Below are 15325 nucleotides of genomic sequence, written 5' to 3'. Positions count from 1 at the left end.
ACGACCATGAGCTTCCTGCAACCCGCCGGCCAGGTGATCGACCTGGGCGTGAACATCGACCACATCGCCACCGTCCGCAACGCGCGCGGCACCGCCTATCCCGACCCGCTGCGCGCCGCGCTGGTGGCCGAGCAGGCCGGCGCCGACCTCATCACCCTGCACCTGCGCGAAGACCGCCGCCACATCAAGGACGCCGACGTGCTGGCCATCCGCCCGCAACTGGCCACGCGCATGAACCTGGAAGCGGCCGTCACGCCGGAGATGATCGACTTCGCGTGCAAGGTGAAACCGCAGGACGTGTGCCTCGTGCCCGAGCGGCGCGAAGAGGTGACGACCGAGGGCGGCCTGGATGTGATCCGCTACCAGAAGGAAGTGGAGGCCGCGATCCGGCAGCTGAAAGGCGAGGGCATCCGCGTGTCGCTGTTCATCGATGCGGACGAGCAGCAGATCGCGGCCGCAGCCGCGGTCGGTGCGCCGGTCATCGAACTGCACACGGGCCGCTACGCCGAGGCGTCCACGCCGGAAGAACTGGCGCACGAGCTGGAACGCGTCAAGCGGGGCGTGCGTGCCGGCGTCAAGCACGGCCTGCGCGTGAACGCGGGCCACGGCCTGCATTACACGAACGTGCAGCCGATCGCGGCGATCACCGAGATCCACGAGCTGAACATCGGCCACGCGATCGTCGCGCACGCGCTGTTCGCCGGTTTCGAGAATGCCGTGCGCGAGATGAAGGCGATCATGGTCGCCGCGCGCCTGGGCGTGTCGTACGCCGCGCGCGGGACGGGGCAATGACATGATTTACGGGATCGGCACGGACATCGTCCAGATCTCGCGCGTCGAGGCGGCCCTCAAGCGCAGCGGCGCACGCTTCGCGGAAAAAATCCTCGGTCCCGAGGAACTCGTCAAATACCATGCCCGCCGCGCCAAGAACGACGTGCGCGGGCTGCGCTTCCTGGCCACGCGGTTCTCGGCCAAGGAGGCGTTCTCGAAAGCCATCGGTCTGGGCATGCGCATGCCCATGACGTGGCGCTCGGCCCAGATGCTCAACGCCCCGAGCGGCAGGCCGATCATCGTATGCAGCGGGGCGCTGGAAGAATTCATGCGGACGCACCGGCTCACGGCCCAGGTGACGATCAGCGACGAAGCCGACTACGGCGTCGCGTTCGTCATCGTCACCCAGGACCCGTAGTCGTTGTCGTCCGCTGCCTGGCAGGTGTAGCGGAAGTGACAAATGAAGTGGCAGTACCCCGACGGCGCAAGACGCTGCCGGCCCCGGCGAAAGCGCCGCGCGCCCGTCCGGACGCGTGGCAAGCCATGAAAGAGGAATTGATCGCGACGATGACGAAGGATGCGGAATCCCCCGTGCGCCCCAGCGAGGCGGCGCGCGAACAAGTCCTGGCGACGGTGGCCAGGCTGCCCGACCTGCCGGGCGTGTATCGCTATTTCGACGCCGAGGACAAGGTCTTGTACGTCGGCAAGGCGCGCAACCTCAAGAAGCGCGTGTCGAGCTACTTCCAGAAGACGTTGGCGAGCCCGCGCATCGCGATGATGGTGGCGCAGATCGCGCGCCTGGAAACGACGGTGACGCACAGCGAGGCCGAGGCCCTGATCCTGGAAAACAACCTGATCAAGAGCCTCAAGCCGCGCTACAACATCCTGTTCCGCGACGATAAGTCGTACCCGTACCTGAAGCTGACGGGCGGCGACTTCCCCCGCATGGCCTATTATCGCGGCGCGCTGGACAAGAAGAACCAGTACTTCGGGCCGTTCCCCAGCGCGTGGGCCGTGAAGGAATCCATGCAGCTGCTGCAGAAGGTATTCATGCTGCGCACCTGCGAGGACAGCGTCTTCGCCAATCGCACGCGGCCCTGCCTGCTGCACCAGATCGGCCGTTGCAGCGGCCCGTGCGTCGACCTGGTCTCGCACGAGGACTACCGGCGCGACGTCGACAACGCCGCGAAATTCCTGCGCGGCCGCCAGACCGAGGTGCTGGAAGAACTCGAGAAAAAGATGCTCGCCTACGCCGAGGACCTGAAGTTCGAGCAGGCGGCGAGCGTACGCAACCAGATCCAGGCGCTGTCGCGCGTGCTGCACCAGCAGAGCATGGAGACGACGGGCGACGCCGACGTCGATGTCATCGCCGTCGTCGTGCAGGGCGGGCGCGCGTGCGTCAACCTGGCGATGGTGCGCGGCGGCCGCCACCTGGGCGACCGCGCCTACTTCCCGACCCAGGTCGGCGATGCGATGGATGAATGCCCCATTGAGGTGGAAGTCCTGGCGGCGTTCATGGCGCAGCACTACGGCGACAAGTTCGTGCCGGGCACGATCATCCTGAACATCGAGTTCGACCAGCCCGAGCTGATGATGGCGCTGACGGAGCAGTGCGGCCACCGCATCAACCTCGTGTTCCAGCCGCAGGGCCAGCGCCGCCAGTGGCTGGAACTGGCGCAGAAGGGCGCCGAGATCTCGCTGGCCCGGCTGCTGTCGGAACAGGGCTCGCAGCAATCGCGCACGCGCGCGCTGGCGGAGGTGCTCGGCGTCGACAACGAGGATCTGGAGTCGCTTCGCATCGAATGCTTCGACATCAGCCACACGGCCGGCGAGGCGACGCAGGCGTCGTGCGTCGTGTTCCACCACCACCAGATGCAGAACGGCGAATACCGGCGCTACAACATCGCGGGCATCACGCCGGGCGACGACTACGCCGCCATGCGCCAGGTGCTCACGCGCCGCTACGAAAAAGTGGCGAACGGCGAGGGCGTGATGCCGGACATCGCCCTGATCGACGGCGGCCGCGGGCAGGTCGAGATGGCGCGCCAGGTGTTTACGGAGCTGGGCCTCGACATCGGCAATATCGTCGGCGTGGCGAAAGGGGAGGGTCGCAGGGTCGGCCTGGAGACGCTGATCTTCGCCGACGGCCGGGCGCCGCAGGAACTGGGCAAGGAATCGGCCGCGCTGATGCTGGTGGCGATGATCCGCGACGAGGCGCACCGCTTCGCCATCACGGGCATGCGCGCCAAACGCGCCAAGACGCGCCAGGCGTCGCGCCTGGAAGAGATCGAGGGCATCGGCGCCAAGCGCCGCCAGAAGCTGCTGGCGCGCTTCGGCGGCCTGAAAGGCGTGATCGACGCGAGCGTGGAAGACCTGATGTCGGTGGAAGGCATCTCGAGCACGCTGGCGGAAGAGATCTACCGCCAGCTTCACTAGGCGCGGAACCGGGCCCGGCCCGGTTCTGCCCCAACTGGTTTTAACGGCGAGAGCCATGTAGACTAGCGCGCATGCAACTCAACAAGCCGAGCACCGATCAGCCCCACCCATGCCTTTCAATATCCCGATTCTCCTGACCTGGCTACGCGTCGCACTCATCCCGCTGGTCGTCGGCGTCTACTACCTCCCCGAACACTGGCTGCACCTGGCCGACCGCAACCTGGCCTCCACGCTCGTCTTCATCGTGGCCGCGATCACCGACTGGTTCGACGGTTACCTGGCGCGGCGCTGGAACGAGACGTCGGCCTTCGGCGCCTTCCTCGACCCGGTCGCGGACAAGCTGATGGTGGCCGGCGCGCTGCTCGTGCTCGTGCAACTGGACCGCGTGAACGCCGTCATCGCGTTCATCATCATCGGCCGCGAGATCACGATCTCGGCGCTGCGCGAATGGATGGCCGAGATCGGCGCGCGCAAGTCCGTCGCGGTGAGCTCGCTCGGCAAGATCAAGACGGCCGCCCAGATGGTCGCCATTCCCCTGCTGCTGTTCCACGACCCGCTGTTCGGCGGCGGGCTCGACATCCACCGCTGCGGCGAGATCCTGCTGTGGATCGCGGGCGTGCTGACGGTCTGGTCGATGTTCTATTACCTGCGCCGCGCCTGGCCGCTGATCAAGGAAAAGTCGGGTGCCGTATAAGTTTCTGCCAGGTCATCCTTGACACATAGCTCAGCATCTCTATAATGCCTGCCTGTTGCGAAGACATCGCGGCAAACGAAGCGGGAGTAGCTCAGTTGGTAGAGCGCAACCTTGCCAAGGTTGAGGTCGAGAGTTCGAGACTCTTCTCCCGCTCCAGTGTTTGCAGGTGGTCGTAACGAAAAGGTTGTCTTGGAAAGCAGTAAAAAATCTGAGATAATCGCAAGTTCCAGCGACGCGGGAGTAGCTCAGTTGGTAGAGCGCAACCTTGCCAAGGTTGAGGTCGAGAGTTCGAGACTCTTCTCCCGCTCCACTCATCGCAGATGAGGCTGGGGCAACAAACGTAAGACTCCGTGCGGGAGTAGCTCAGTTGGTAGAGCGCAACCTTGCCAAGGTTGAGGTCGAGAGTTCGAGACTCTTCTCCCGCTCCAGTGTTTTACGGCAGTATAAAAAGTGATGAACTCCATGCGGGAGTAGCTCAGTTGGTAGAGCGCAACCTTGCCAAGGTTGAGGTCGAGAGTTCGAGACTCTTCTCCCGCTCCAGTTGCAAGAGAAGCCAGCCTTCTCGTGTCGCTGCGACAAATAACCGGTCGCGACGGCATCGTCAAAGTCTTCCTCCGGCGAGGTAGCAAAGCGGTTATGCAGCGGCCTGCAAAGCCGTGTAGATGGGTTCGACTCCCATCCTCGCCTCCAGCATACTTGTAGATCAGCGCTTCGGCGGTGGTTTATGTCAGCAGTTGACTCGGCGTACTAGGAAATCTTCCTCTTACCTGAAGAGCAACGGGCGCCAGTTTCGGTTCCGTACTGACTGCCGTCGACGTCCTTCTAAGTGTCAAGCGGCAATTTTGGCCGCATTGATTTCGCGTCGACGGTAAGTTTTGGATCCAGCCGATCGGGAGCAATAATCGAAGGCCATCCAGCAATCCTCCTGGGCGCATTTTAGGCGCGCATCGTCTTGATCCGATTGACCTGGGCCGCGTCGCACGATTGCGACCGCATGTCTCGTCGGCTTCTCGCAGATCGCCAAAACGCGGTTCGCTCCGTAGACGCCACGGCCGGCCGAATTGGAATGCCGGATTGCTTCGATTAGTTCGGCACTTTGCTTTTCATCCTTCGTTGGCATCACTGCCTTGACTCACTTGGACAAACAGCGTGCCGATACCTCCAATCGGCCGCGACCTCTGGAATGGGATGGCCACGCTCGACCACCTGCTTAATTGCTCTTCCTTGAATTTCGGTGTGTAACGCTGGGTACTCATTCATTTCTCCTATGCTCAAATCATGGGCCAGAAATGTATACCGGATTTGGGTAAGTCCGATCACAGGTCAGAAATGTTTACCGGAGCGGGAGAAGTCCATAATTTGCACCTTTTTGTCATCCAATCGGGGTAATTCCGGCCGAATTGCCAAGAAAATTCGGACTCCTCAAATCCCGCGAATTAACTCTTGACGTTGCGGTTTTGTTACATGCTTCCACGTTCCCAAAAAAATATTGCCGAGTGTGACTATTAGATAGTTTTCTTGGCAACAATCTCGACCACAATCGCTCCCGGACATGTCTTCCTTCGACATGATTTGCGCATACGCGCGCGGGTTCGATTCAATTCTATCGGGCGATGGTTATGACAATCAAAGCTGGCACTGCGGGCCTTTCCATATTCGCTTTGATCTTTCTGTTCTTGGTCCGGGCATTCGGCCAAGTCCTGAAGCGATTGGGTATTCCAATTTTGTTTGCGGTGCTGGGCGCTTCCGCCCAGCTGGCATTCGCACAAACCAGCGGCGGTGTCACGTTCTCGAACATATCCGGCCCGCCGGCCACTGCGACGGCCGATTCCAGCGGAACATTTCGAGCCAACATTGGCGGGACGGTTGCCGCCGTGTCTTCAATGGACGAGGTCGTCCTGGTCGAGCTTCACGAGGGCAGCACGGTTCTGGCAAGCACCTCGTACACGCCTGATGTGGACCCGAGAACGGAGGTCGTGACCAATAATCCGCGCACGATCTTCCTTGCGACCAACTTGTCACCAGGTAGCCATTCTCTCTACGTTTATGCCGAAACCTACAACGGCGCCAGCGGCAATTCGTTGACTTATCCGATCACGGTCAATGTGGCGGCGCCGGTCGAGGGCGCCACTTACCTTCAACAATCGGCGATTCCCACATCGATGATCGTCGGACAGAGTTATCCCGTATGGTTGATCTTTAAAAACAGCGGAACCTCCACCTGGTTGGCAGGTGGCACAAATCCATATCGCCTGGGCTCGCAAAGCCCGGAGAATAACTCGAATTTTGGAATCAACCGCGTCGGTGTGGGAAGCGACACCTCCCAAGGTGAGCAGCGTACTTTCTCATTTAACGTGACGCCGACGCAGGCCGGCACGTTTACGTTCCAGTGGCGCATGCTCTCGGAAGGCTACACCTGGTTCGGTGATTATTCGCCGGCTGTGACGGTCACGGTCACGTATCCGCCCCCGGTCCCCACGTTTACGCAGCCCGCATCCAACATCTCCGTGGCGGCCAGTGGCTCATCGGCAACGGTCCAGTTTGCCGGTTCGGCAACGGCGTCCGGCGGCGCGACGATGAGCAAGTTGGAACTGATCGAAGCGGGCACGGCATTCGCGACCGGAACGAGCAGTATCAGCGCAAGCAAGGCGTTGTCCATCGGTAGCCATACCATCCAGTTGAAGGCGACGGACAGCCGCGGCACGACCGCAACCATTACGCGTACGGTCACGGTGACGTCCTCACCGCCGACCGCATCGATCTCGTCGCCCTCGAACGGTGCGAGTTTCAACCTGACCTCGGGAACCACGGTGAGCGTGCCGGTATCCGCATCGGCAACGTCAACGAGCGGCGCCGCGATCAGCAGTCTGCGCCTGTACGCCGACGGTGTCCTTACGCAGACGGTGGCGGCGAGCACGATGAGTACCTCGGTCTCGTTGGCCGAGGGAATGCACACGCTTGCCGTCGAGGCGACGGACAGCTATGGTGCGGTCTCGACGCGCAGTTCGATCAGCGTGACCGTCGTCGGCAATTCGCCGACCGCAGCGATTACGTCGCCGACGAGTGGGACCAAGACGGCCGCCCCGTCGGGAGGAACGGCAGCCGTGTCCGTGGCCGGTACGGCGACCGCTGTCGGCGGCTCCTCGATTACCGCGCTCGATCTGCTCGATAACGGCACCGTCATCAAGTCGGCCGGCGCCACTACAAGCTTTGCCGCATCGGTCAACCTCGCACCTGGTACACATACGCTGACGTTGCGTGCCACGAATTCGGCCGGCAAGCAGGGCGTAAGCCAGGCGGTCACCGTCACCGTCCTGACCGCGACGCCGGGCCTCGGCGCGACGTTCATATCGCAATCGAGCCCGTCGACAATGCGTGCCGGGCAGCCTTACACGATCACCGTCCAGATGCTCAATTCCGGCACTACAACGTGGTCGCCCAGCGGCGCCAATCCGGTCAGGCTCGGTACGCAGAATCCGCAGGACAACCGGAACTGGAACGTAACATCCCGGGCTTACCTGAGCGGCACGGTGACGACTGGCCAGATTGTCGCGTTCACGATTCCCGTCACCGCACCGCCCACGGCGGGTTCATACAACATGCAATGGAAGATGGTCGCTGAATTCCTGAGTTGGTTCGGCGATGCGACGACCAATCAAGTGGTCAGCGTAACGACCGGTGCCGGCCCGTCCGCGACGTTGACTGCCACGCCGACGAACGTGCGGGTCGCGGGAACGCAGACTGTCGCGATCAATTTCACGGCCGGTTCGACGGCATATGCAGGCACGAGCCTGCGCAAGCTCGAGCTGTTCCAGGGAACGTACAGCGCCGATTTTTCCAACATGACACCAGTGGCCTCGACCACGCTGTCGACAACCGCGGCGACGTGGACGCCGTCCGTGACCGTGCCGGCGGGAGCCTATCTGTTCAAGGTGCGCAGCACCGACAGTAATAACGTGGCGACGGATTCGAAACCGGTCGTCGTCAACGTGACCAACAGTGCCTTGTTGGGCACGACGTCCGGCGTGCGGACGAACGCGGCCAGCAACCTGGAATTGTTCGGCTGGGTCTGCCAGCCGGGTAATGCGACGGCATTGAATTACAAAGTTCTTCTCGATGCGCCGAGTCCGGACGCCGGCGGTTTTCCGCTGACGACCGGCACGGCCAATGTCGCGACGGAGCCTGATAACGCATCGGTCCAATCGTCGTGCTCGACGCCCGGTGCGGCGCACCATTTCGTCGTGGATCTGAGCCCGTACCTCGCTCAGTACGCCGGCCGGTCGCTCTATGTCTGGGCGGAGACTGCGGATCACAGCCAGAACGTGTCGCTGCCGTGCCCCGACAACGGCTGCACGATGCCCGGCGCGCTGCGTGTCGCGCTGACGACGCCGCAGAATGGCGACAGGGTCTCGTACCCGAATCCCGTGTTCGTGCGGATGCAGACGAATACCAGCGCCGCCTTCGACGAAATCGGTTTCTATGTCGACGGCAAGTGGGTCGTGGGCCAACCGGATGGGACGGCGGGCGCGTACTCGGCATCGGTGAGCGGCCTGGCTGTCAGCGCGACGCCGTACACCGTGTATGCGAGGGTGCGTCAGGGTAATACGACGGTGCTCAGTGTGCAGAACAGCTTCACGGTGGTTGGAGGTTCGGCGATTTCGTTGACGAGTCCGAGCAACGGCGCTTCTCTGACCCTGGGAACTGCGCAAAGCTTGGCCGCGACTTTCAGCGGTACCGCGCAATCGGTGAAGTTCCTGGCCAATGGCGCCGTCGTCGCAACCGGCACGGCGTCAGGATCGACTTGGATTGCGAGCTGGACGCCGACCGCAGCAGGTTCGGTCTCGCTCACTGCGATTGCATACGATGCTGCTGGAGCTCAATTGGCGCAATCGCCCGCTGTGACGGTCACGGTGAGCAGCACCGGCACCGGCCCTGGAGGAAATCTTTCCCAGATCGTTCTTCCACATACGAGCAATCCAACCGCTGGAACGCTGCCGGGCGAATTGTCGGTGGATGCGCGTGGTAATGCGGTGTATCACTTGGCGCTGGTTGTACCGCCGGGAACAGCGGGGATGCAGCCGCAGCTGAGCCTCGACTACAGTAGCGCCGGAACGAATGGCGTAGTTGGCGTTGGCTGGACGCTGAACGGTCTGTCGAATATCCATCGCTGCGGTAAAACCATCGCTCAGGATGGCGTAAACGGTCGGGTTGCGTTTGCGAAGAGCGACCGCTTGTGCCTGGACGGTCAACGACTCATCCTGGTGTCGGCTGGCAGTGCTCCTGCTGCCGACGCCAGCTATTGGGCAGATGGCGCCGAGTTCCGTACTGAACTGAATAACATGGCGCGCATTACCGCCCAGGGAACGTGGCCGAACCGGACGTTCAAGGTCGAGTACAAGGATGGCCGGATTGCGACGTATGGCACTGGGAGCGCCGCGGTGCAGCCGATCATTGGGACGGTCAACAGCGGTCTGACTGCGCCGCAACCTGCGGCCAAGGACGGCGCCCGTGCGTGGGCTGTGGCCACGATTGTTGATCGCAAAGGAAACTTCATCCAGTTCAGTTACGAGCAGGATCAGACGACCGGCGAGCACCATGTGTCGGCCATCCGGTATGGCGGTTCCGGCCTCGCGTCGCATGCCGCGGTACAGTTCCAGTACGAAGCTCGCGATGATGCATGGACGCGCTACGTCGATGAAACACGCGATGACCTGCGCAAACGGATCAGCCATATCAGAACCTACGTCGGCGCCAACCTCGACGGCACGTTTGCCGGCGCGGACGGCACCGTCGTCGACACGACCAACACCGTCGTCGTACGCGACTACATTCTGAAATACCAGAAGAGCGCGACCAGCGGCCGCAGCCTCTTGTCCAGTGTCCAACTGCAGGGTTCGAATGGGCGGGCAACGGATGTGCTGCCACCGACGTCATTCCGTTGGGGGCAACCAGACCCGGCGAAGACCGTCGGCTTCGAATCGAAGGGCTATTGGGCAAACGCGCCGATCCTGACGACGCACCTGTCCAGCCCATACGCGGCCTTGCATCCGGAATTCTTCAGCTTCATCGACTTCGACCGCGATGGGCGAGGGGATGCGTTGGAAAAGCGCGTTGCGGGACCGGCTGCGCCCGCCGGCGAAACGCCGCCGAACGGTAACAACCCGATTGCCGCGGGAACCCTGCGGAGCCAATATCGGTATTTCCGGAACACCGGTACTGGCTTCCAGGTATTCAATTACCAAATCAGTACCAATGAGCCATTCGCCGTACAGGACGTCGGCGATTTCAATGGTGATGGCTTGCCCGATCTGCTGGTCGCGACGTCGAACGGCGCAAGGATCTGTACGTCGCCGCTCACGAGCCCTGCCGCGTTCGTCGACCCGATCGTATTCAACTGTACGTCGCTGCCTGCCCAGGGCGCCAACCTGACGACCCAGCCGGTGTTCGTGGTCGACGTCGTGGGCGACGGCCGTTCTGCACATTACGGCCATATTTCCGGCGTCACCACCCAAGCCAAACTATGTGTTCAAAATACCTGCGGTAATGTGCCGGCACCATCGTCCGTCGCCAATCCGAAGGCAGACGATGGTTCGAACGACTATGCGCCTCACAATTATTCGAGCCTGGCCATGGCCGTCGACTTTGCGGGTACCGGCAAGCCATATGACGTCGCCTGGTCGAAGTTCCGCTACGTGAAGTACACGTATGACGGCGACAAGCCCCTGTTCAATCCGCAGTTCGAGAACGCAACACCGATCGTCAGCATCAGGTCGTATGTTTTACTGGACGGAACGAATCCGGGGCCGATGGCAAGTTATGCTTATCCTGCTTATCCGGTGCCGCCTGACCCGACTGCAAGCAGTCCAACCGAGTTCCCCAAAGTTTTGCCGCCATATACGTTCGATACATTGCAGGATGGCACAAGCGTCTACAGCGATTTCAATGGCTCGGGTTATAACGACCTGGCATATGGCTTCCTGGAGCTCGTGTACACAAATAATCTGCTGAGCGGATATAGCAAAGCGGACTTCACGGTATGCCTGTCGACTGGGCGGGCGCTCGATTGCCGTGTAAGGAAAAAATACAGCGGCGCCGCATACCGCAAAATTTTGAACTCTGGGAATTTTGTCGGCGACGGCATGCCTTCGCTACTGGTCGGCACGTTGACTTATCCATCGAACGATTCGCCGGCCTTGAGCGGGAATCTCGAAATGTGCCGACTGATGGGCGATGACACGACGGGCGGTACGAACGATGCCAACATCGTTTGCGTGCCATGGCTTGGCGTGCAGGCTCCCACGACCGGGTACGACAAGCTCCTTTATATGGATTTGCTGGGTACGGGCCGCACTCAGCTCGTGCTTTATCACGCCGGCTCCTTCGTGAATGGCGTCTGGACTGAAAACGGGAAGTGGGAAGTCTTCGCGCCCAAGGACGTTGCACACGACGGGGAAGCACTCGATCGCATCGTCGAAGTCGATAATGGTATCGGTGCGGTCGAAACCGTTCGTTACGACGACGGTATTGCAAACAATATCGTTGCTGCATCAACCAACACGGCGCTCGTCTATCCGCAGCAGCCGAATCGTCCGGCTGGCAAGGTCGTTTCTTACCTGAACCAGACTGTCGGTGGAAATACGGTGATGACCAAGAGTTATCAATACAGGAACAGCGCAATTGACGTTGCTGGGCGCGGTTCGTTGGGTTTTGGTCAAGTCGTCGTGACGGATCAGAACAATGGCATTACCACGACGACCTCGTATGCGCAGGCCTGGCCCTTTACCGGGATGGTGTCCCGTGTTGACGTGGCCGCACAGGGGTGCGTGGTGTCGAGTACGGTGAACCAGCTGCAACTTGCGAATATTGCAGCGTCTTCTCCGGGCGCTTCGGTTTTCCCTTACGTCAAAACGAGCACCGTGACACGCAAGGATCTTGGCTCCGATGGCACATGCCGGGCGCTTGGTACCAGTACGACGACGCTGACCTATGGCGACGGCTGGGGTAACCTGACTGCACAGACCAATACCCTCGCAGACGGCGTTCAGACGCTGACAACCCAGATCAACACCGGTTATGAAAATCTGTCCTCGAGCTGGCTGATCGGCCACCCCTTATCGGTTGCCACGACAAAGAGCGACAATACGACGGGGCAAAGCGTCACCAGGACGATAACCTCGACCTATGACCAGAGCACCGGTCTGATGGCGACCCAAAAGACCGAGCCGAATTCGACTCTGCAAGTCAGTACGGTTTACGGTCGCAACAGTTTCGGTTTAGTCGAAACCCAGACCGACACCTGGGTCAATCCGGCTTGCGCGGAGGTCGCCTGGCCGGAGCCTGGCTGCGTGACCAACAAGAGCCGCACCACGACGACCCTCTGGGATGTGAAGGGGCGCTACGTTACTACGTCGAAAGATGCTCTGCTGCATACGACCATATTCGAATTCGATGCGGGTACGGGCGCACGGCTCAGCCAGACCGATCCGAACCAGCTGACGACGACATGGACGATCGACGCGTTCGGCCGAGTCACGGCCGAGACGCGCCCAGACGGTATCCAGGTCCGGACGACCACCAAGCAGTGCAGGGGCGACTGTGCCGGTACCGCTACCGCCGCAACGATTACCGATACGTATCTGGGCAGTACGCGCATCGCTGTGCCTTCGATTGTCTATACCGACAGCGAAGCTCATCCTGTGCTGCTCAAGACCTGGGGTTTCGATGGGCGAGCTATTTTGACTGAACGGACGTATGACAGTCAGGGCCGGCTTGCTTATTCCTATAAGCCGCGTTACGACCAGGGATCGGTTTATATCGAGACCTACCAGCAGTACGATAACTTCGGCAGGGTGGTCAGCGTGTCCTCGCCGGATGAACAAGGGACGCTGCATTCCGCAACGACCTCGTATCTGGGCGTGAACCGGGCACTCAAAAACCTGCTTGGGCAGTCGCGTACTGAAACACGGAATGTGGCAGATCAGCTCGTGAAAGTCGTGGACGCCATCGGTGGGACCACATCGTTCGGGTATGAACCGTTCGGTGGCCTGGCGAAAGCGACCGACCCTGGCGGGAATTCGACTTTGATGGCCTACGACCGCTTGGGGCGCAAGATCGAGTTGCGCGATCCTGATCTCGGCTTTATCCAATACAAAGTCGATCCGATCGGTCTGACTTACGCGCAGATTTCGCCGAACCAGCGCACTGCCAGTAAATTTACGGCCTTCGTCTACGATCTGGACGGCCGTATGACGGCCCGCTATGAGACAGACCTCGAAAGCCACTGGGTTTATGACACCGCGACCAAAGGCGTCGGTCAGCTCGCACAGGCATATACGGGCACGCCTTCGGTACCTGACTATCAGCGCACGCACACGTACGATCTGTATGGGCGCCCGTCTCTGGTAACACAAAAGATCAACGGTGTTACCTACACCGCGCAGATGGGCTATGACAGCGCCGGACGACTGTCTCGCCAGGAGTATCAACGCGGGACGTCCGGCGTAAAAGGTTATGACCTTAAATACAATGGAATGGGTTATCTGGCGGCGGTGTTGCGCGGCAACCTGGAGCTATGGCGTGCAGACAGCCAGGACGCTGCACAGCAGGTATTAAGTGCTACGCTGGGTAACGGCCTGACGCAGACTCGCGATTTCAATCCGTACACCGGACGACTGGCCAACAGCACCTTGAAGCAGGGTATCAATGCCCTCCTGACCGAGGGTTATTCATATGATCTCGTCGGCAGCGTCGGCCATCGTTCGCAGTACTGGAGCGATACCGGGTTCATGGAAGATTTTACCTATGACGACCTGAATCGCCTTAAAACCAGCACGCTGAACGGGCAGCAGCTCGTCTATCAATACGACGGAACCGGCAATATTTCGGCCAAGGGCTCTGCGACTTATACCTACCCTGTTGCGGGCGGCGGCGTACGACCACATGCCGTGCAAACGGTGGGCGGTATCAGCGGCACCTTTGCGTATGACATGAACGGCAACCTGGCCAGCGGTAACGGACGTCGCGTGTGCTGGACCAGTTTTGACATGCCATCGGTCATTACGCAAGGTGGTACCAATGCACAATGTACGGATGGCGCACGAGCGGTCTTTACTTATGGCACGGAACACCAGCGGTTGCGCCAAGTGCGCGGAGATGGCACGATCGTCATTTACGCCGGCGCGCAGGAGGTCGAGTCCAACGCAAGCGGCACGACGGTCAAGACCTACTGGCCGAACGGTATCGGCGTCGAGATCGACAAGCCTGGCTCGACGACGTCGGAACTGCACTGGACGCATGTCGACCGGCTCGGCAGCGTCATCGGTCAGACCGACGCAACCGGAGCATTGGCCGGCGCGGATAAGCTGAGCTATGACCCATGGGGCAAGCGACGCACCGGCGATACGACCAAGATGACGGACGACCGCGGTTTCACCGGCCACGAAATGCTGGATCAACTTGGCCTGGTGCATATGAATGGCCGGGTGTATGACCCTGTGGTCGGCAGGTTCCTGAGCGGCGATCCTCTTGTACAGGATCCGACGAATGGTCAGAGCTACAATCGCTATAGTTATGTTCTGAACAATCCTACGAACTTGACGGATCCGAGTGGGTTTACCGCGTGTTCGGGTAGCGAAGCTCAGGAGAAAAAATGTAGGGACGAGTCGAATACGTCAGCGCGCCGCTTGTCCGGCAGCATCAGGGGTACCGGCGCGGGGGTTGAAATTATATTCAGTTCTGAACCAAATGGCAAAACGACCGACCCTCAGGGCACCCCGACTGTAAATGGCAAAGCAGGTGGGGCACAATATAGCGGCTCGGCAAACAATACTGGAACAAATGGATTTAAGCATTTAGGCGCGTCACTAAAGGATTTCTTAGACGGCGGATACGGTGACTTAGCAGAACAAGCCCGGTCGAATGGCGATTACGGTAAGTCACTAGGGTACGTAGGGTTAGGTACCGGATATGCAGTGATGAATGCTTTCACGCTAGGTGAAGCCGGAGCTGTCGTAAGCTATGTAAAGGGATTAGGAGGTGTCGCGCTAAATAGGGTCGAGGGCTGGGCATTGCAGAGATATACAAACCAGGTTGTCGTGGAATTTGCAGAAGATGCTGCGTACGCGCGGAGTTTTTTGTCGCCCAAGGAACTTGCACGCGGACCACTTGCGCCAAATTTTGGGAAGGCTGTTGAGCGAGCAGTTGCAGAACGAGTAAATAACAGTCCGGTGTTTGGACGTCTTCTCGACTATAGTAGCAAGCCATTTGCTAAGACTCCTGATTTTGTCTCGAAGTACGGACAGGGCGTCTACGACATTACGACAAAAGAGACAACCTGGGGAGCTCAGCACTTTCAGCGAGGCTACTCAGGCACCTTGCGCTTAATCGAATATGAGCGCCCAGCAGGTTTTCAATTTTGATATGGAA

The 15325-nt window shown here is 60.3% G+C and carries 6 protein-coding genes and 5 tRNA genes; 10 read left to right on the top strand and 1 reads right to left on the bottom strand.

Annotated features, from left to right (window positions below; all coding sequences use genetic code 11):
- Positions 1-6: 6 nt before the first annotated feature.
- From pdxJ to ISF28_RS22010, 9 genes are all read left to right on the top strand, one after another.
- Complete coding sequence (pdxJ, locus tag ISF28_RS22050) at positions 7-792, top strand: pyridoxine 5'-phosphate synthase (RefSeq protein WP_198119326.1); 786 nt, start codon at positions 7-9, stop codon at positions 790-792.
- A gap of 1 nt (position 793) precedes the next feature.
- Positions 794-1189 carry a holo-ACP synthase gene (acpS, locus tag ISF28_RS22045; RefSeq protein ID WP_198119325.1) on the top strand — a complete coding sequence of 132 codons (396 nt, stop codon included), beginning with the start codon at positions 794-796 and terminating at the stop codon, positions 1187-1189.
- Between the two features lie 149 nt (positions 1190-1338).
- Positions 1339-3207, top strand: coding sequence for an excinuclease ABC subunit UvrC (uvrC, locus tag ISF28_RS22040; RefSeq protein WP_198119419.1), 1869 nt, complete (start codon positions 1339-1341; stop codon positions 3205-3207).
- Positions 3208-3316: 109 nt separating this feature from the next.
- On the top strand, positions 3317-3901 hold the full coding sequence (gene pgsA / locus ISF28_RS22035) for a CDP-diacylglycerol--glycerol-3-phosphate 3-phosphatidyltransferase (protein ID WP_198119324.1): 585 nt from the start codon (positions 3317-3319) through the stop codon (positions 3899-3901).
- Positions 3902-3981: 80 nt separating this feature from the next.
- Positions 3982-4057, top strand: a tRNA-Gly gene (locus ISF28_RS22030).
- A 78-nt stretch (positions 4058-4135) separates the two neighbouring features.
- A tRNA-Gly gene (locus ISF28_RS22025) sits at positions 4136-4211 on the top strand.
- A 42-nt stretch (positions 4212-4253) separates the two neighbouring features.
- A tRNA-Gly gene (locus ISF28_RS22020) sits at positions 4254-4329 on the top strand.
- Between the two features lie 36 nt (positions 4330-4365).
- A tRNA-Gly gene (locus tag ISF28_RS22015) sits at positions 4366-4441 on the top strand.
- 76 nt (positions 4442-4517) lie between these two features.
- A tRNA-Cys gene (locus ISF28_RS22010) sits at positions 4518-4591 on the top strand.
- Between the two features lie 413 nt (positions 4592-5004).
- Here ISF28_RS22010 and ISF28_RS22005 read toward each other — a convergent pair.
- Positions 5005-5157, bottom strand: a complete 153-nt coding sequence (locus ISF28_RS22005) for a hypothetical protein (RefSeq protein WP_198119323.1) — start codon at positions 5155-5157, stop codon at positions 5005-5007.
- 363 nt (positions 5158-5520) lie between these two features.
- On the opposite strand from ISF28_RS22005, the gene ISF28_RS22000 reads away from it, so the two are divergent.
- Entirely contained in the window at positions 5521-15318 is a 9798-nt protein-coding gene (locus ISF28_RS22000) for an RHS repeat-associated core domain-containing protein (RefSeq protein WP_198119322.1), read from the top strand.
- The last annotated feature ends 7 nt before the right edge of the window (positions 15319-15325 follow it).

This window comes from Massilia rhizosphaerae, from assembly GCF_016093545.1.
Taxonomy (GTDB): domain Bacteria; phylum Pseudomonadota; class Gammaproteobacteria; order Burkholderiales; family Burkholderiaceae_D; genus Telluria; species Telluria rhizosphaerae.
Note: the sequence above shows the minus strand (reverse complement) of the source record. Positions and strands in the feature narration are given on the sequence as shown.